The organism is Streptomyces sp. NPDC057950 (assembly GCF_042887295.1).
GTDB lineage: Bacteria > Actinomycetota > Actinomycetes > Streptomycetales > Streptomycetaceae > Streptomyces > Streptomyces kaempferi.
This window is the reverse complement of the sequence record NZ_JBHVPP010000008.1, coordinates 277,346-294,892: the sequence shown is the minus strand read 5'-3', so window position 1 is coordinate 294,892 and position 17,547 is coordinate 277,346. Positions and strand designations below refer to the sequence as shown.

Genomic DNA, 17,547 nt, shown 5'->3' with positions numbered 1-17,547 from the left:
ACCCCGTTAGGGAGCGCAGCACATGAGAATCACCCTGTCCGAGCGCGGCACCCCGGACTGGCAGACCGCCGCGGACCTGGCCCGGCTGGTCTTCGCCAAGCAGTACCGGGCCAGCATCGCCCCCGACCCGGACGGCTTCCTCGCCTTCTTCGAGACCGCCGCCGACGGCCAGGAGGAAGTCCTCGCCTGCGCCGGCCTGTCCTTCCCCGAGGAAGAGACCATCCTGCTGGAACGCTATCTCGACGCTCCCGTCGAGGACGTCATCACCCAGGCCGTCGGCGCCCCCGTCAAACGCTCCCAGGTCCTGCAGATCGGCTCCATCGCCTCCGTACGGGCCGCCGCCGGCGCCGAGATCATCAAAGCGATCCCGCTGATCATGGCCTGCCTGGGCCGCCCGTACGCCGTCATGACGATGACCGGCCGGCTCGCCGCGCTCATGCAGCGCCTCGGCTGCGTCTTCCACCCCCTCGCCGACGCCTCCCTGGAGCGGCTGCCCGCCGACGAACGCGCCTCCTGGGGCACCTACTACGACACCCGGCCCGTCGTCGGCTACGCCGAGGCCGCCGAACAGTCCACCCTGCTGCTGGCCGCCATCGGCCGCTACTGCTTCACCTCGGTCGACATGCGGCTGCTGACCAACCGCCCGGCACAGCAGGGGGTGCTGACCCGTGCCGCCTGACACCGCACCCCTGTCCCTGGCCCGCGGACTGCTCAGCCGGGCCGACAGCGACGCCGTCATGGTCCGCGTCCTGGCCGCCGACGGCGGCGAGGGCGCCACCCACAGCTACCGCGACCTCCTGCGCACCGCCCTGGCCCTGGCCGCCGACCTCACCGCCCTGGCCCGCACCCTGGGCCGCCCCGCCCGGGTGGGACTGCTCGCCGAGAACTCCCCCGAATGGGTGGCCGCCGACCTCGCCGCCCTGTTCGCCGGCGCCGTCGAGATCCCCGTACCCACCGCCTTCACCGCCCAGCAGGCCGCCTCCCTCCTGGAGAGCGCCGACCTGTGCCTGACCGACACCGCGGGCAGCGCGGCCCTGACCCGCTGGAGCGCCACCACCCCCGACCCCGTCCTGCCCGCCGGCTGCCCCACCACCGCCCTCGACCTGCCCGCCCTCCTCGCCCGGCCCCCCGCCCCGCACCCGCCCGTCCCCGACCACGACACCGTCGTCAAGGTCATCCACACCTCCGGCACCACCTCCGCCCCCAAAGGCGTACAGATCCGCCGGCACGGCCTGGACGCACTGCTCACCTCGCTGCGCACCCGCACCCGACCGGCGATCTTCGAGCGGTACCTGTCGATCGTCCCCCTCAGCCTGCTCATCGAACAGGTCGCCGGCCTCTACATGCCCTTCCTGGCCGGAGGTTCGGTCTCCTTCCTGCCCCCCGGCACCGCCCTGGTCGGCACCGCCGCCGACGCCGCACCGCGCATGCTCACCCTGCTGCGAGCGGCCCGCCCCACCGCCCTGGTCGTCCCGCCCACCGTCGCCGGCCTCTTCCTCGCCCTGTGCGACCAGCAGCCCGCCGAGAGCGTCACCGAACGCCACCGGCGGATCTTCGGACACGACGGCCCGGTCTTCATCGCCTGCGGCGGCGCCCCCGTCCCGCCCGAGATCCTCCAGCGCCTGCACACCCACGGACTGACCGTCCACGAGGGCTACGGACTGAGCGAGAACTCCTCCGTGGTGTCCTGGAACTTCCCCGGCGAAGTCCGCTTCGGCACCGTCGGCCGCCCCCTGGACCACGTGCACGCCGAACTCGCCGACGACGGCGAACTCCTCATCCGCAGCACCTCCCTGTTCGCCGGCTACACCCGCGAGGACCCCTCCAGCGTCGTCGTCGACGACCAGGGCCGCCTGCACACCGGCGACCTCGCCGAGATCGACGACGACGGCTACCTGCGCATCACCGGACGCAAGAAGAACCTCGTCATCACCGCCGGCGGCCGCAACGTCGCCCCCGAATGGGTCGAGGCCCGCTACCGCGAACTCGGCTTCGTCCGCGAGGCCGCCGTCATCGCCGACGGCCTCGACGACGTGCACGGCCTGTTCGTCATCGACGCCGCACTCGACCCCGACACCGCCCGCGGCCGCATCACCGAATTCGGCCGGCGCAAACTCTCCGGCATCGAACGCGCCGCCGTCGTCCACCTCATGTCCGAGGACGACCCCGCCTACGCCACCTGCTTCACCGTCACCGGCCGCCCCCGCCGCGACGTCATCCGCCACCACGTCCTCGCCCGGACCCCCGCCGCGGCACCCCAGCAGACCAAGGAGAAGGCATGAGTACGGCTGTGCAGACCACGCCCTACGGCACCGGCAGCGGCCTGCTGGTCCAGCCCGCGGGCCCCGGCGGCCTCGACGGCATCGACCCCAAGGAACTGCGCGACCTCCTCGCCCAGGCCGGCTTCCTGCTGCTGCGCGGCTTCGGCGCCGACATGGACGCCTTCACCGCCCTGGTCCAGAACACCTCCACCTCCACCACCCTCGACCCCGCCCGCGACTTCTACTCCGAGGTCGCCCAGAAGGTCGACGCCGGCTTCGACGAGGTCGGCCTGCACACCGAGAACGGCAACAGCCCCTTCCGCTCCCACCTCGCCTGGTTCTTCTGCGAGAAGGCCGCCTCCACCGGCTCCCAGACCACCGTCTGCGACGGCTACCGCGTCTGGGACGCCCTCAGCGACCAGGCCCGCACCGCGTTCGCCGCCCAGGACATCGTCTACAGCCGCTACGTCGGCGAACCCCAGTGGCGGGCCATGGCCCACCACCTGCTGGGCCGCACCAAGCCCGCCGAACAGATCCAGGTGAGCGAACTCCTCGCCCTGGCCGGACAACTGCCCGGCACCGAGATCACCCCCCAGGACGACGGCGGCGTGCGCTACTCCTTCCGCACCCCCGCCGCCGGCCCCACCGTCTTCGGCCCCCGCCCCTCCTTCGCCAACAGCATCCTGGGCCCCTCCTTCAACTACGAGAAGCCCACCATCACCTTCGCCGACACCACCGAACTGCCCGCACCCCTGCTCGCCGAGGTCGAAGAGGTCACCGCCCGCCTCACCGAGAACCTCGACTGGCAGGACGGCGACGCCGCCGTCATCGACAACACCCGCGTCATGCACGGCCGGCGCGCCATCACCGACCCCGACCGCACCATCTACAACGCCCTCAGCTACATCGAGACACCCGCCGCCTGACCGGGGCCGCCCCCTTCCCGGCCGCCCGCCCCCGGGCGGCGCCGGGACAGGGGCGGGAGGCAGACCCGTTCGAGAGGGAGCCATGACCACCGACCACCCCGCCGCCGCCCCCACCGAGGACCGAGCACCCGACGCCGACGGCGCCGCGGCCGACCCGCGCCGCTGGCGCCTGCTCGTCTTCGTCGCCCTCGCCCAGTTCATGGTCCTGCTGGACACCACCGTGGTGAACCTCGCCCTGCCCGCCGTCCAGAACGACCTCGGCGCCGGCCCCACCGCCATCGAATGGGTCCTGACCTCCTACATCCTGTGCTTCGGCGGCCTCATGCTGCTCGGCGGCCGCACCGCCGACCGCTGGGGCAGGCGCCGCACCTTCCTGCTCGGCGCCCTGCTGTTCACCGCCGCCTCCCTGCTGTGCGGCCTGGCCCACGACGCCGGACTGCTCATCGCCGCCCGCGCCCTGCAGGGCTGCGGCGCAGCCTTCCTCTCACCCGCCGCGATGTCCCTGGTCACCACCACCTTCCCGCGCGGCCGCGAACGCACCACCGCCCTCGCCGTCTGGGCCGCACTCGCCGGCCTCGGCGGCACCCTCGGCGTCATCGCCGGCGGCCTGATCACCGACAGCCTCAGCTGGCGCTGGATCTTCTACATCAACCTCCCCTTCGGCGCCGTCGCCGTCGCCGGCGTCCTGCTGCTCTCCCGCGGCCGCCCCGACACCGCCGTCCGCGGCTCCCGCCCCGACCTGGCCGGCGCCGCCACCGTCACCGCGGGCCTGGCCGCCCTCGTCTACGCCATCGTCAACATCCAGGACCACGGCGCCGCCTCCCCGCCCTACGTCCTGGCCCCGGCCGCCGCCGCCCTCGCCCTGCTGGCCGCGTTCGTCCTCATCGAACGCCGCGCCGCCGACCCGCTGATGCCACTGCACCTGTTCGCCACCCGCTCCCTGGCCACCGCCGGCCTCGGCCGCGTCCTGACCAGCGCCGTCCAGGCCTCCGTCCTCTTCCTGTGCAGCTACTACCTGCAACGCACCCTCGGCTACTCCACCCTCAAGTCCGGCTTCGCGTTCCTGCCCCTGGGCATCGTCGCCATCCTGGTCACCGCCCCCGCCACCCGCGTCATGCACCGCGCCGGCCCCCGCCCCGTCTACCTGGCCGGCGCCGCCGGCTCCCTGCTCGGCCTGCTCCTGCTCACCCAGGCCCCCGCCGACGGCGACTACCTGCTGCACCTGCTGCCCGCCCTGCTCATCCTGGGCGCCTCCATGCAGTGCTGCGGCATCCCCGTCAACGTGCACGGCGTCTCCGACATCCCGCCCCACCAGCAGGGCATCGCCTCCGGCGTCCTGGTCGCCGCCTTCCAGGTCGGCGCCTCACTCGGCGTCGCCACCGTCGCCACCAGCGCCCTGACCCGCACCACCGGCGAACTCACCGCCCACACCGCGCCCGCCCTGGCCTGGCTGGACGGCCTCCACCTCGGCTTCTGGATCGCCGCCGGCATCGGCGTCCTCAACCTCCTCACCGCCTGCTTCGGACTGCCCCGCCACCGCACCACCCCCGCCACCCGCACCGCCTGACCCACCCGCCACCCCCCTCACCGGACGAGAAGAGGCACCCGATGGCCCGCCCCGGAGACACCCTGCGCCTCGGCAAAGACACCCTCACCTTCCTGACCACCGCCGCCGAGACCGACGGCGCCTACGTCGAGGTCGCCGTCGAATACGCGCCCGCCGTCATCAAACCGCCCCAGCACTACCACCCCCGCCAGACCGAACACATGCGCCTGGAAACCGGCCGCCTGAGCCTCCAGCTCGACGGCACCCTCCACGAGTACGAGCCCGGCGCCGACTTCCACATCCCCCCGGGCGCCGTCCACTCCATGTGGAACCCCGGCCCCGACACCACCCGCGTCATCTGGCGCACCACCCCCGCCTACCGGACCGAAACCGTCTTCGAGACCCTGTGGGGACTGACCAACGAAGGCCGGCTGCGCCCCGACGGCACCCCCCGCCTGCAGATGCCGCTGCTCGCCCTCGCCTTCCGCGACGAGTACCGCGTCGTCACCGGCCGCCCCTTCCCCCTCGACATGGGCCTGTGCCTGCTGCTCGCCCCGCTCGGCCTGGCCTGCGGCTACCGCCCCACCTACCGCCCGCCCCAGGACACCCCCCGCCTGCAGCCCACCGCCTGAAAACCCCCACCACCCGCCCCGCACCAGGCCGTTCGAGCCGGAAACGAGGGCCGAGCGAGCGCACCGCCCTAGCGTCGGCGGCAACCGAACAGGCCGATGCGTGGAGGAATGGTCATGGCCACCGAAGCACACGAGTTCACTCTGCCCGGCGCGGATCTCCCGCAGCCCGACGCCGAACTGCGCAAGAAGCGCGAGGCCGTCGTCCTGCAGCACACGGTCGCCGAGATCGCCTGGGACATCGACGGCGTGCTGGCCACCTTCCCGCGCGGCGGCGTCTACCGCATCCAGGCCTTCGAAGAGGGCCCGCTGATCGGCGAAGAAGCCATCAAGAAGGGCTACTTCGCCGACCTCAAGGCCGCCTTCCCCGACCTGGAGCACGACCTGCACCACGTGCACCACACGCCCACCGCGGTGATCCTGGAGGCCCAGGCACGCGGCAGGCAGCACGCGGACTGGCGCGGCATACCCAACCGGGGCAAGTCCATCGACGCCCCCGTCGCCGTCTTCTTCCACTTCGACGGCGACGTCCTCATCGACGAGACCCTCTACTTCGACATCGCCACCTTCCAGCGCCAGCTCGCCTGACCGCGCCCCGCCCGCCCGCACGCCGCGGCGCCCGCCCGCCCTCACCGGCACCCGGGCCCCGCGGCGCCGCCGTGCCCGCCGCCCGCCCGCGCCCACCGGCGCTCGAGGAGGAGTCGAGTACGCGTCCGTAGCGTCGTCGGCGCCGGACCGGCCCGGCGGCGACGGATGCGCCGGCGCAGGCCGGACAGGTCACGGCGAAGAGCATCTCGCACTGACCAGCCTCCAGAAAGGATGCTCGATGAGCACCGTCAACCCCCCATCCCCGGGCGGTGAAACCAGGAGGGTGGTCTTCTGGGCCATCCTCACCACCAGCCTCGCCTCGTTCATGGCGGGACTGGACAACCTCGTCATCATCACGGCGCTGCCCACCATCCGGGAGAAACTCGGCGGCAGCCTCACCGACCTGGAATGGACGGTCAACGCCTACACCCTGTCCTTCGCGGTCCTGATGATGTTCGGCGCCGCCCTCGGCGACCGCTTCGGCCGCCGCAAGGTCTTCAGCCTGGGCCTGCTGCTGTTCACCGCCGCCTCCGCGGCCGCCGCCCTCGCGCCCGGCATCAACGAACTCGTCGCCGCCCGCGCCGTCCAGGGCGTCGGCGCGGCCATCATCATGCCGCTGTCGGTGACCCTGCTGACCGCCGCCGTGCCCGCCGAGAAACGCGGCGCCGCCCTGGGCATCTGGGGCGCCGTCAACGGACTGTCCATCGCCGCCGGCCCGCTGGTGGGCGGCGCCATCGTCGAGCACCTGTCCTGGCAGTGGATCTTCTGGCTGAACGTGCCGATCGGCCTGGCCCTGGCCCCGCTGTCCTTCCGCAAACTCGCCGAGAGCCGCATCGCCCACTCCCGCCTCGACGCCGTCGGCACCGCCCTGGCCAGCCTCGGCCTGTTCGGCATCGTGCTGGGCCTCATCAAGGGCCACGGCGACGGCTGGACGTCCCCGCAGGTCCTGGGCGCACTGATCGGCGGCACCGCCGTGATGGCCCTGTTCGTCGTCTGGGAGAACCGCACCGAACACCCGATGGTGCCGATGCGCATGTTCCGCAACCGCGCCTTCACCGCCATCAACCTGGCCGGCGCCCTGATGTCGGTCGGCATGTTCGGCGCGATCTTCCTGATGACCCAGTTCCTGCAGAACATCCAGGGCTACACCGCCATGCAGGCCGGCGTCCGCCTGCTGGCCTGGACCGCCATGCCGATGGTCGTCGCCCCCATCGGCGGCATGGTCTCCGACCGCATCGGCGGCAAACCCGTGGTCACCCTCGGCCTCGCCATGATGACCGCCGGCATGGTCTATTGGGCGTTCGTCCTCGAACCGGACGTCTCCTACGCCGCCCAGCTGCCCTCCCTGATGATCTGCGGTGCCGGCATGGCCCTGTTCTACGCCCCGCTGATGAACCTCACCATGGGCTCGGTCGCCGAACACGAACAGGGCATCGCCTCCGGCGTCACCGCCGCCACCCGCGAGGTCGGCGCCGCCCTCGGCGTCGCCCTGCTCGCCTCCATCTTCAGCGCCAACGGCGGCTACGCCTCACCGCGCGACTTCGTCGACGGCCTCGTCCCCGCCATGTGGGTGGGCGCCGTCGCGGTGGCCCTGGCGACCTTCTCCATGCTGATCGCCCCCTCCCGCCGCCCCGCCGCCGCGCCCGCCCGCGCACCACTCGCGCAGGCCGCCCCGGCCGGACAGCCCACACCGGCCGGGCAGCACACACCGGCGGGGGAGAGCACCCCGGCCCCGCTGCACTGACCCGCACACCCACCCGGGGTCCGCGGCGCAGGCCGCCGCGGACCCCGCCCCCGTCACACACCGCCGCACTGCTGACGGCCCGTCACCCCGCGGCCGGACGACCCCACGACCCGACGACCCGAACCGAGGAAGCATGGCCATTGAGGAGATGAAGGTCCGCGACGCCTTCCGGATCACGCCGTCGCAACTCCCGGACAACCGGGGCCGGTTCTTCGAGGCCTGGCGCCTGGGCGAGCTGACCGGAAGCAGCGGCCAGCCGTTCACCGTCCGCCAGGTCAACTTCTCGGTCTCCCACCGCAACACCCTGCGCGGCATCCACGGCACCACCCTGCCGCCCGGCCAGGCGAAACTGGTGACCTGCGTCCGCGGCGCCGCCCTGGACGTGGTGGTCGACCTGCGCGTCGGCTCCCCGACGTTCGGCATGTTCGACACCACCCTGCAGGAGGCCGGCTCCGGCATCGGCGTCTACCTCGCCGACGGCCTCGGCCACGCCTTCCTCGCCCTGACCGACGACACCTGCATGAACTACCTGTGCTCCGAGGAGTACGTCCCCGGCACCATGGTCGACATCCAGGCCCTCGACCCGGCCATCGGCATCCCCTGGCCCGCCACCACGGGCCTGATCCGCTCCGAGAAGGACGCCGGCGCCCCGAGCCTGTCCGAGGCCGTCGCACGCGGCCTGCTGCCCACCTACGAAGAGGCACTCACCTCCTACGGCCCCTCCTGGCAGCTCCCGCACCCCCAGCACCTCGCACGCTGAACGCCCCGGCGGCCGGAGGCAGCCACCGCGGGCGAGAACCCCTCCGCCGGCCGTCCGGTGGAACTTCTGACGGGCAGGGCGAGGCGTGCGGGACATTCCCCCAGCCGCTCACGCGCCCGGGGCCGAAGCGGATCCCTCTTCCTCGATGACGGCCCGTCACCTGATCGCGCTGCGGCGTACGGGCCTGGCACCCGGCCTGCCGGGACGCCTTCGCGGCGGGCGTCACGACGGCGGGCGTCACGACAGGCCGGGCGCACTCTGCCGGACGCGGTCCTTGCCTGCCGGGTGATTTGGACCGCCGCCGGTCCGGGCGGCGGCACGCAGCGCCGCCTCGACCCGGCGGTTGCTGGTCATGGATGCCGTGACGGCCGTCATCGCGAGGAGGAGGACGCCGGCGGCGCAGAGCGGGGTGCGGATGTCGTAGGCGGTGGCCAGCCAGCCGCCGAGGAAGGCCCCGACGGGGGCGGCGCACATGGCGAGCATCCGGGAGGTGGAGGCGACCCGGCCCATCAGGTGGGCGGGGACGATCGCCTGCCGGAGGGAGGGGGCGAGCACCATCGTGGCGCCCATGCCGGCCCCGCAGACGGCGAGCGCCGACCCGGCCGCGTACGGGTCCGGGGCGGCGGCCAGGCCCAGGACGGCAAGCCCCTCGACGGCGGCCGTGCAGGTCAGTGCGGTACCGGTGCCGAGTCGCCGGCCGAGGAAGGAGGCGATGCCCGCGCCGAGCAGGCCGCCGGTGGCCTCCGCCGTGAGGAGCAGGCCGAAGCCGTAGGCGCCGATGCCGAGGCGGTCGTGCGCGAAGAGGGCGAGGACGGTCTCCACGGCGAGGAAGGCGATGTTCCCGACCGCCGGGCGGAGCGCGAGCCCGAGCAGCACCCGGTCCCGGAAGACGTACGAGGCCCCGGCCCGCGCCTGCCGAAGCAGCGACTCGCGGGCCTCTGGCACGGGGCGGGGCATGGCGGGCAGCGTACGGACGAGCAGTGCGGAGAGCAGGAACGACACCGCGTCGGCGAGCAGCGGGACCGCCCGCCCGAGCGCGAGCAGGGCACTGCCCGCGGGCGGCCCGGCGAAGCCGGACGCGGCGGTCTGGGCGCCGCGCAGGCGGGAGTTGGCGCGCTCCAGGAGTGCGGGGTCGCGGCGCAGCAGATCCGGCAAGTAGGCGGTGGCGGCCGTGTCGAAGAAGAGTCCGCCGAGGCCGAGGAGGAAGGCGACGGCCGCGAGCAGCGGAATGCCCAGCACGTCGAGCGCGGCCGCCGCCGCGGGTATCGCGAGCAGCGCCGCACGCGCCGCGTCGGTGACCCACATCGTGCGGCGGCGGTCCCAGCGGTCCACCAGGGCACCGCCGAGCACCCCGAAGAGCAGCCACGGCAGGGTTCCGGCGGCCGTGACGACGGCGAGCGCCATCGGATCCCGCGTCAACGTCAACGCGAGCAGCGGCAGTGCGGCATGCGTCACCCCGTCACCGAGCGAGGAGACCGTCTGCGCGGTCCACAGCCGTCCGAATCCGGCAGGCAACCTCCGGGCGTCTGAGGTCACTTGGCGTCTCCTTCGGCCTGCTCGCCCGATGCCGGGTGGAACAGCGCGAAGACGAGTGACGCGTCCGGCAGCGACGGATCGGACAGCTCCCGGTACTCGTCCGCCAGTGCCTGCAGCCGCGCCCCCAGCTGTGCGAACTGCTCCTCGGTGAGCCGCAGGTGCGCCATCCGCACATGCCGCTCGGCGTCCACCGGCGCTGCCTCCAGGTCCGCCACCGCGTGCCGCATCAGCACATCCGGCCCTCCCTCGCCGGGATCCGGCAGCGCGATCGACCGCGCGGCCATCGCGTAGTACCGCTCGGTGACCCCCCGGACCTTCCGCGTCCGTACCACCTTCACCAGCCCGGCCCGCTCCAGCAGCCGTACGTGGTAGCTGGAACTCCCCTTCGCGAGACCCACCCGCTCGGCGAGCTGGGTGATCGTCGCGGGCTCGAAGCGGAGCACGGCCATGATCCGGTGGCGCGTGAGGTTGGAGACGGCGCGCAGCTGTTCGTCGGTGGTGACGTGGAACGTCTCGGGGAGATCGTCGGTAGGCATGCGAGCAATGGTCAACGAGTCTTGACCATTGTGCAAGGGGATTGCGCGCGGACTTCCGGAATCTGCTGTTCCGCCGGGCTCACCCGTTCACAGGGCGGCCTTGTGCTTGAGGGGTTCCCACCAGGAGCGGTTGTCGCGGTACCAGGCGAAGGTCTCCGCCAGGCCCTGGGTGAAGTCCTTGCGGGGCCGGTAGCCCAGCTCGCGGGAGATCTTGCCGCAGTCGACGGAGTAGCGCAGGTCGTGGCCCAGCCGGTCGGGCACGTGCTCGACGCTGTCCCAGCCCGCCCCGGCCAGGTCCAGCAGCAGCGTGGTCAGTTCCTTGTTGCTCAGTTCGGTGCCGCCGCCGACGTTGTACACCTCGCCCGGCCGGCCACCGGTGCGCACCAGTTCCAGGGCCTGCACGTGGTCGTCGATGTGCAGCCAGTCCCGTACGTTCTGCCCCTCCCCGTACAGCGGGACGCGGTGTCCGTCGAGGAGGTTGGTGACGAACAGCGGGATGACCTTCTCGGGGAAGTGGTGGTGGCCGTAGTTGTTGGAGCAGCGCGTCACCCGTACGTCCAGGCCGTGGGTGCGGTGGTAGGACAGGGCCACCAGGTCGGAGGATGCCTTGGAGGCGGCGTAGGGCGAGTTGGGCCGCAGCGGGTCGCTCTCCGGCCAGGACCCCTCGGCCAGGGAACCGTAGACCTCGTCGGTGGACACGTGCAGGAAGCGGGCCCGGCCGCCGGGCCGGCGCAGCGCCGCGTCCAGCAGGGTCTGGGTGCCCAGCACGTTGGTGGTGATGAACTCGGCGGCGCCGAGGATGGAGCGGTCGACGTGGGACTCGGCGGCGAAGTGCACGATCTGCTCGTGTCCGGCGACGAGTTCGGCCACCAGGCGGGTGTCGCGGATGTCGCCGTGGACGAAGCGGAGGCCGGGGTGGCCGCGGACCGGGTCGAGGTTGGCGGGGTTGCCCGCGTAGGTGAGCTTGTCGAGGACGGTGACGTGGACGTCGCCGGGGCCGCCCGCGCCGAGCAGGGTGCGCACGTAGTGCGAGCCGATGAACCCCGCGCCGCCGGTGACGAGGATGCGTGTGGTGGTCATGAGGATATCTGCACCTTGCTGTGGTCGCCGAGGATGAGCCGGTGGGCGGCGGGGATCCGCGGGGCGGGGGTCACCTCCACGTTGCGTCCGATGATGGAGGCCTCCACGCGGCGGGCGCCGCGCACCGAGGAGCCGTCCAGGACGATGGAGAACTCGATCTCGCTGTCGGTGATGCGGCAGTCGGAGGCGATGGAGGTGAACGGGCCGACGTAGGAGCCGGTGATCACACTGCCGGAGCCGATGACGGCCGGGCCCACGATGCGTGAGCCGGTGACGCGGGCGCCCTCGTCGATCCGTACCCGGCCGATGATCTCGCTGGCGGCGTCGACGTCGCCCTCGATGCGGGGTTCGGCGTGTTCCAGGACGGACCGGTTGACCTCCAGCATGTCGCCGACGTTGCCGGTGTCCTTCCAGTACCCGGAGATCGTCGTGGAGCGCACGTCGCGGTCCTGGTCGATCAGCCACTGCAGGGCGTGGGTGATCTCCAGTTCGCCGCGCCAGGACGGCTTGATGGCGCGGACGGCCTCGTGCACGGCGTCGGTGAACAGGTAGACGCCGACCAGCGCGAGATCGCTCTTGGGGTGCTCCGGTTTCTCCTCCAGGCCCACGATCCGCCCGTCGGGGCCGAATTCGGCGACCCCGAACTGCTGCGGGTCGGAGACCTGGGTGAGCAGGATCTGGGCGGCGGGCCGCTGCGCGCGGAAGGCGCCGACCAGATCCGAGATGCCGCCCACGATGAAGTTGTCGCCGAGGTACATGACGAAGTCGTCGTCGGCGAGGAAGTCGCGGGCGATGAGGACGGCGTGGGCCAGTCCCAGGGGAGCGGACTGGGGGATGTAGGTGACGGCGAGCCCGAACTTGGAGCCGTCGCCGACGGCTTGCATGATCTCGTCGGCGGTGTCCCCGACGATGATCCCGACCTCGGTGATGCCCGCGTCCGCGATCGCTTCCAGGCCGTAGAAGAGAACCGGCTTGTTGGCCACGGGCACCAGCTGCTTGGCGGATGTGTGGGTGAGGGGGCGCAGGCGGGTTCCGGTCCCGCCGGAGAGTACGAGAGCCTTCATGGCTTCGACGCTAGGAGCGGCCACTTGAGCCGGGATCGGGGATGGGCCGCGCCCACAGGCGCCCTCCAGGGCGGCTCGAGAGGCGGTGGGGATCCTCGGTGGGCAGCGGCCGGTGGCGCGGTTTACGGGGTGACCTGGGGGTCCTCTTCGCCCGGCCGTCCAGTGACGCGAGCCCAGGGAGGCACACAGGCATGGCAGACAACCACCGTGAACTCGTCCAGCGCTTCGTCGACATGATCAACAGTCATGACGTGAGCACCATGAGCGCGCACACCGCGCCCGGGCACATCGACCACAACCCGGTCGTCGAGGACGGCATCGAGGCCAACACGGCGTTCTGGGAGCAGATCTTCGCCGCGTTCCCCGACGTCAAGGTCGTCACCCACGACCTGGTCGTGGAGGGCGACCGGATCGCCGGCCGCTTCGAGTACTCCGGCACCCACCAGGGCACCTTCTTCGGCGTCGAGGCCACCGGCCGTCCGCTCAGCTTCCAGTCCATCGACTTCTGGCGGGTCGAGGACGGGCTGCTGGCCGAGCACTGGGACCAGCTGGACATGGCCGGCCTCTTCCGCCAGCTCGGCGTCGACATCCACGCCGGCCAGGACGCGTAACCGCGCCCCCGGCGGGCGGGAGCGGCCCGGCGCGCCCGCGGTGCGCGCCGGGCCGCTTTCCTGCCCCCGGCTCCGGCTGCGGCCCCGCTGCGCGGTGACGGCCGCCGGTCAGGTGGCGGCCGGCCGGAGGAAGGGACCGGAGGGGGCCGGGGGAGGCAGGGGGAGGGGAGGGGGCGGTCAGGGGGCTGCCGGGAGGGTGGCGGCGGCCTGTTCCACCTCGTCCACGAGCCGGGCGTGGGCCAGGACGGCCTCGGTGTGCGGGGTGAAGTCCTCGCCGTCGAGGACGGCGCGGGCGAAGACACCCGCGATGTTGGTGAAGTGGGCGTCCGGCGCGAGCCGGATCTCCTCGACGGCGCCGCCGCGTTCGACGTGCAGTACGGGGACGTGCTCGTCGGGGGTGCTGAAGGCGCGTTCCAGCCGCAGCCGCCCCTCGCTGCCCCACAGGTCGTAACCGCTGCGATAGGCGTGCTCGACACCGTAGGCGAGCTGGGCGGCCGCCCCGGAGGGGGCCGTCAGCAGCGCGCCGCCCGCGGGAGCGGGCCCGTGCGGGCCGGCCGGGCGCACGTGGGCGCCGGCCACCCGCAGGCCGGGGCCGAGGAAGAGCTGGGCGGCGCGCAGCGGGTAGGCGGCGACCTCGGGCAGGGTGCTGGCGCGCCGCGGGGCGCCGTCGCCCTCGGGGCGCAGCGGGATGCCGAACTCGGAGCCGAAAAGCTGCAGTTCGCCGATCAGTCCGTCGTCCAGGAGCCGGCGGACGTGTGCGTGCTGGGAGTGGTGCAGGAACATGAAGCTCTCCATCAGCAGCAGGCCGTGCTCGCGGGCGAGAGCGACCGCCTTGTCCGCGTCGGCCCGCAGCAGCGCGAACGGCTTCTCGCACAGCACGTGCTTGCCGGCCTCCAGCGCCCGCAGTGTCCACCGCGCGTGCAGTTCGGGCGGCAGCGGTATGTACACCGCGTCCACGTCCTCGCGCTCCAGCAGCCGCGCGTAACCGGCCACCGGCGTGCCGCCGAACCGGTCGGTGAACGACCGCGCCCTGTCGAGGCTGCGGCTGGCCACGGCGCTCACCTCGACGAGCGGCTGACGGGCCATCGAGGGCAGCATGCGCCGCCCGGCGATGTCCGCGCACCCCAGCACGCCGACACGCAGCACCGGGCCGCCCGGCCCTCCCGGCCCGCTCACCGGGCGTACGCCCCGCCGCGCGCCCAGACCGCGCGCAGCCCGGTCAGCAGCGTACGGGCCTCGATGTTCAGGTAGTTGCTGTGCCGCAGCAGCGCGGACATCTGGTCCACCGTCACCCACAGGAAGTCCTCGGGCACGTCGACGGGGAAGTCGCCGCCCACCTCCATCAGGACGTAGCGGTTGCCCGCGTGGTGGAAGCGCCCGCCCTCCTCGGACTGCACGGTGTCGTACAGCAGCGAGCCGGCCTCGGCCCGCAGGACCAGGTCCAGGAACCGCGGCTGCCGCGGTGCGGGCAGGGTCAGCGCGCGGCCCGGCTGGCACTGCACGGTGGGGCCGAGCTCCGCCACGTCCAGCACACCCGCCTCGGAGCGGGCGTGCGCCAGCAGGTGCGGCACACCGCCGATGCGGCGCACCAGGAACGCGGACAGGCCCTGTTCGGCCGGCGCGAGCAGCGGCTGGGTCCAGCGGGTGACCTCGCGGTTGGCGGCGGCCACGGACGCGGCGATGACGGTGAAGTGGTGGCCGCTGTCGTGGGAGATCCCGTCCTCGGTGCGCCGCCAGCGCCGCACGGCCGACAGCGGCATGCTCGTCTGCACCAGCTCCCGGTGCGCCTTGATCTCGGTGAGCCGGTTGAGGAGGTGCTCCATGGAGTGCAGCGGGGGCCCCTCGTCGGCGAAGGACGGGATCAGCGACAGCACGGTACGGGCGTCCATGTTGACCACGTTCGACTCGTGCAGCAGCTGGTGGATCTGACCGAGCGTCAGCCACACGAAGTCCTCGTGCCCGGGGACGTCGCCGAGCGCTTCCACCACCATGTTCCGGTTGCGCTTGCGCAGGAACCAGGAGCCCTGTTCGGACTGCAGGGAGTCGAACAGCACCCGTGAGGCGGTGCGCGGCGGCGCGAAGTACTCGATGTGGTTCACGGGGGCGCCCCGGTGCACCCCGGTGTAGTTGCTGCGGGTGGCCTGCACGGTGGGGGACAGCTGGACGGTCTCGATGTTGCCGGGTTCCATCTTGGCCTGCATCAGGCAGTGCAGGACGCCGTCGAACTCCTTGACGACGATGCCCAGGATGCCGATCTCCGGCTGGTTGATGATCGGCTGCGACCAGGACGCGGCGTGCCCGTTCCACTCGGTGCGCACGTGCAGGCCCTCGACGGAGAAGAACCGGCCGCTGTCGTGCACCAGGTTCCCGGTGGCGCCCTGGAAGCGCCAGCCGACCAGCTCGCGGAAGGGGATGCGGCGCACCTCGTAGCGGTTGGCGCGGCGCTGCTCGGCGAACCATTCGCGGAAGACCGGGTTGGGTGTCACCGGGCTGTCCAGGGTCTGGGCCGACAGCGTGAAGCGCCGCCCGAGGCCGGTGAGGGCACCCGGGGGCACCGCTTGGGTGATGGTCATAAAACATGACTCCTTCGCCGTGTCCCGCGCGCCCAGGGCCAGGCCGCCGCCCACGACGATCCGGCAGGGCGATCGGCCGTTGCTGGAGGGCGCCTCGAAACGCCCCGCACGCCACCTCGAGGCGCACCCCGGCACCGGCCCGGGGGAGGGGCGGGACGGGCCGCCCACCGGCCCCCGCCCGCTCCCTCCTCACCGGTTTCTCCTCCCGGTTTCTTTCAATGCTAGGTATATTGTCACCGCTAGACAAAGGGGGCGGGCGTCCCTACGCTGAGGCGGTATGAGAATCCTCTTTGCCAGCGCGGGCAACTTCGGGCACGTCTATCCCCTGCTTCCCTTGGCGAAGGCCGCGCGCGCCGCGGGCCACGAGGTGGTGTTCGCCACCGGCGAGCAGCTCCACCCGGCCCTGCGGGCCGCCGGCCTGGAGCCGGTGACGGCGGGCCGCTCGGTTCCCGAGGCGTTCATGGAAGCAGTGCGCGGTAGTGACTCCCTCGAGCACGACGGCGCCGACCTGGGCGCCCAGGACGTGCCGCCGGAGGTGCTGGCGGACCTGCATGTGAAGGTGTTCGGTTCGGTGCTGCCCCGCTGGGTGGCCGCCGACCTCGCCCCCGTCCTCGCCGGCCGGCGCCCCGACCTCGTCGTCTACGAGGCGATGAACCCGGGCGCCGCCTTCGCCGCCCGGCTGGCGGGCGTGCCCGCCGTCGCGCACGGCGTCGGGGTGATGGCGATGGGCCCCGAAGAGGCCCGGATCCAGGAGGAGTTGCTGGCCACCGCGGCCGACCTCGGCGTGGACGTGCCGTACGGCCGGCTGCTGGCACTGGCCGCCACCTACATCGACATCTGCCCGCCCTCCCTGCAGGACCCCGGCTTCCTGGCCGCCCCGCTGCCGCGCATCGAGCAGCGCCCCGTCGCCTACGGCGAGCCGGGCGAACTGCCCGCGGGCATCGGCGGCACGGACAGTCCGTTCGTCTACCTGACCCTGGGCACCGCCCTGGGCTCGGTGGAGGTGCTGCGCACGGTCATCGACGGGCTGCTGCCGCTCGAGGTGCCTGTCCTGGTGGCGACCGGCCCCGTGGTGGCCGTCGCCGACCTGGGCGAACTGCCCGAGCGCGTGGTGGCGGTGGAGTGGGTGGCCCAGCCCGAGGCGCTGAAGCGGGCGGCGCTGGTGGTGCAGCACGGCGGCGCGGGCACCACCCTGGCCGCGCTGGCGGCCGCCCTGCCCCAGCTGATCCTGCCGCAGGGCGCCGACGGCCCCGCCAACGGCACCGCCGTGCGCGACGCGGGCGCCGGCGAAGTGATCTTCGCCGGGGACCTGTCGGCCGACGCGGTCACCGAACAGGCCCGCCGCATCCTGGGCGACGAGAGCTACCGGGACGCGGCCCGCAAGGTCGCCGCCGAGATCGCCGCGATGCCCGGCCCCGCCGAAACCGCCGCCCGCCTCCCGCAGTTCACCGCCTGACCTGCCTGACCTGCCTGACCTGCCTGACCCGCTCGACCCGCCTGACCCGTTCGGTCTGTTCGCCTCCGGGTGCCGATCCGCCGGCCGCCCGGTCCCCGGCTCCGGTGCGCGCGTGCACTCCCCCGGTACGCGCGCACCGGATGCCCCCGGCCGCCGTGCGGCGCCCTCGCCCTCCTGCCGTACGACGCCGGTACGCGCCTGCCTGTGCCTGCCTGTGCCTGCCTGTGCCTGCCTGTG

General features: G+C 72.9%; 16 protein-coding genes. 10 read left to right on the top strand and 6 right to left on the bottom strand.

Annotated features, from left to right (window positions below; translation table 11 throughout):
- The first annotated feature begins 22 nt into the window (after positions 1 to 22).
- The 8 genes from ACFVTC_RS16295 (at position 23) to ACFVTC_RS16260 (ending at position 8,454) form a co-directional block, all read left to right on the top strand.
- Positions 23 to 679 carry a thermostable hemolysin gene (locus tag ACFVTC_RS16295; protein WP_390127362.1) on the top strand — a complete coding sequence of 219 codons (657 nt, stop codon included), beginning with the start codon at positions 23 to 25 and terminating at the stop codon, positions 677 to 679.
- Positions 669 to 2,282, top strand: coding sequence for an AMP-binding protein (locus ACFVTC_RS16290; RefSeq protein WP_390127360.1), 1,614 nt, complete (start codon positions 669 to 671; stop codon positions 2,280 to 2,282). Before ACFVTC_RS16295 ends, ACFVTC_RS16290 begins: the two co-directional genes overlap by 11 nt.
- Positions 2,279 to 3,187: a TauD/TfdA family dioxygenase gene (locus ACFVTC_RS16285; RefSeq protein ID WP_390127358.1), complete on the top strand. Its 909-nt coding sequence runs from the start codon at positions 2,279 to 2,281 to the stop codon at positions 3,185 to 3,187. Before ACFVTC_RS16290 ends, ACFVTC_RS16285 begins: the two co-directional genes overlap by 4 nt.
- A gap of 82 nt (positions 3,188 to 3,269) precedes the next feature.
- A complete protein-coding gene (locus ACFVTC_RS16280) occupies positions 3,270 to 4,754 on the top strand; it encodes an MFS transporter (RefSeq protein ID WP_390127356.1) in 1,485 nt (494 codons plus the stop codon).
- Positions 4,755 to 4,795: 41 nt separating this feature from the next.
- Positions 4,796 to 5,365 carry a cupin domain-containing protein gene (locus ACFVTC_RS16275; protein ID WP_390127354.1) on the top strand — a complete coding sequence of 190 codons (570 nt, stop codon included), beginning with the start codon at positions 4,796 to 4,798 and terminating at the stop codon, positions 5,363 to 5,365.
- Between the two features lie 114 nt (positions 5,366 to 5,479).
- Entirely contained in the window at positions 5,480 to 5,950 is a 471-nt protein-coding gene (locus ACFVTC_RS16270) for an ester cyclase (protein WP_390127352.1), read from the top strand.
- Between the two features lie 238 nt (positions 5,951 to 6,188).
- Positions 6,189 to 7,694, top strand: coding sequence for a DHA2 family efflux MFS transporter permease subunit (locus ACFVTC_RS16265; RefSeq protein ID WP_390127350.1), 1,506 nt, complete (start codon positions 6,189 to 6,191; stop codon positions 7,692 to 7,694).
- Positions 7,695 to 7,827: 133 nt separating this feature from the next.
- A complete protein-coding gene (locus ACFVTC_RS16260) occupies positions 7,828 to 8,454 on the top strand; it encodes a dTDP-4-dehydrorhamnose 3,5-epimerase family protein (RefSeq protein ID WP_390127348.1) in 627 nt (208 codons plus the stop codon).
- Positions 8,455 to 8,691: 237 nt separating this feature from the next.
- On the opposite strand, the gene ACFVTC_RS16255 is transcribed toward ACFVTC_RS16260, so the two are convergent.
- From ACFVTC_RS16255 to ACFVTC_RS16240, 4 genes are all read right to left on the bottom strand, one after another.
- Positions 8,692 to 9,990, bottom strand: coding sequence for an MFS transporter (locus ACFVTC_RS16255; RefSeq protein ID WP_390127346.1), 1,299 nt, complete (start codon positions 9,988 to 9,990; stop codon positions 8,692 to 8,694).
- A complete protein-coding gene (locus ACFVTC_RS16250; protein ID WP_390127344.1) occupies positions 9,987 to 10,526 on the bottom strand; it encodes an ArsR/SmtB family transcription factor in 540 nt (179 codons plus the stop codon). Before ACFVTC_RS16250 ends, ACFVTC_RS16255 begins: the two co-directional genes overlap by 4 nt.
- A gap of 87 nt (positions 10,527 to 10,613) precedes the next feature.
- A complete protein-coding gene (gene rfbB / locus ACFVTC_RS16245) occupies positions 10,614 to 11,606 on the bottom strand; it encodes a dTDP-glucose 4,6-dehydratase (protein ID WP_390127342.1) in 993 nt (330 codons plus the stop codon).
- Positions 11,603 to 12,670 carry a glucose-1-phosphate thymidylyltransferase gene (locus tag ACFVTC_RS16240; protein ID WP_390127341.1) on the bottom strand — a complete coding sequence of 356 codons (1,068 nt, stop codon included), beginning with the start codon at positions 12,668 to 12,670 and terminating at the stop codon, positions 11,603 to 11,605. The genes rfbB and ACFVTC_RS16240 overlap by 4 nt, the downstream gene beginning before the upstream one ends.
- A gap of 191 nt (positions 12,671 to 12,861) precedes the next feature.
- On the opposite strand from ACFVTC_RS16240, the gene ACFVTC_RS16235 reads away from it, so the two are divergent.
- Entirely contained in the window at positions 12,862 to 13,281 is a 420-nt protein-coding gene (locus ACFVTC_RS16235) for an ester cyclase (RefSeq protein WP_168525295.1), read from the top strand.
- 177 nt (positions 13,282 to 13,458) lie between these two features.
- Here the strand turns inward: ACFVTC_RS16235 and ACFVTC_RS16230 are convergent, their stop codons facing one another.
- A complete protein-coding gene (locus ACFVTC_RS16230) occupies positions 13,459 to 14,457 on the bottom strand; it encodes a Gfo/Idh/MocA family protein (protein ID WP_390127338.1) in 999 nt (332 codons plus the stop codon).
- Entirely contained in the window at positions 14,454 to 15,854 is a 1,401-nt protein-coding gene (locus ACFVTC_RS16225) for an NDP-hexose 2,3-dehydratase family protein (RefSeq protein WP_390127336.1), read from the bottom strand. The genes ACFVTC_RS16230 and ACFVTC_RS16225 overlap by 4 nt, the downstream gene beginning before the upstream one ends.
- Before the next feature lie 277 nt (positions 15,855 to 16,131).
- On the opposite strand from ACFVTC_RS16225, the gene ACFVTC_RS16220 reads away from it, so the two are divergent.
- A complete protein-coding gene (locus ACFVTC_RS16220; RefSeq protein WP_390127335.1) occupies positions 16,132 to 17,310 on the top strand; it encodes a glycosyltransferase in 1,179 nt (392 codons plus the stop codon).
- Positions 17,311 to 17,547: the final 237 nt, after the last annotated feature.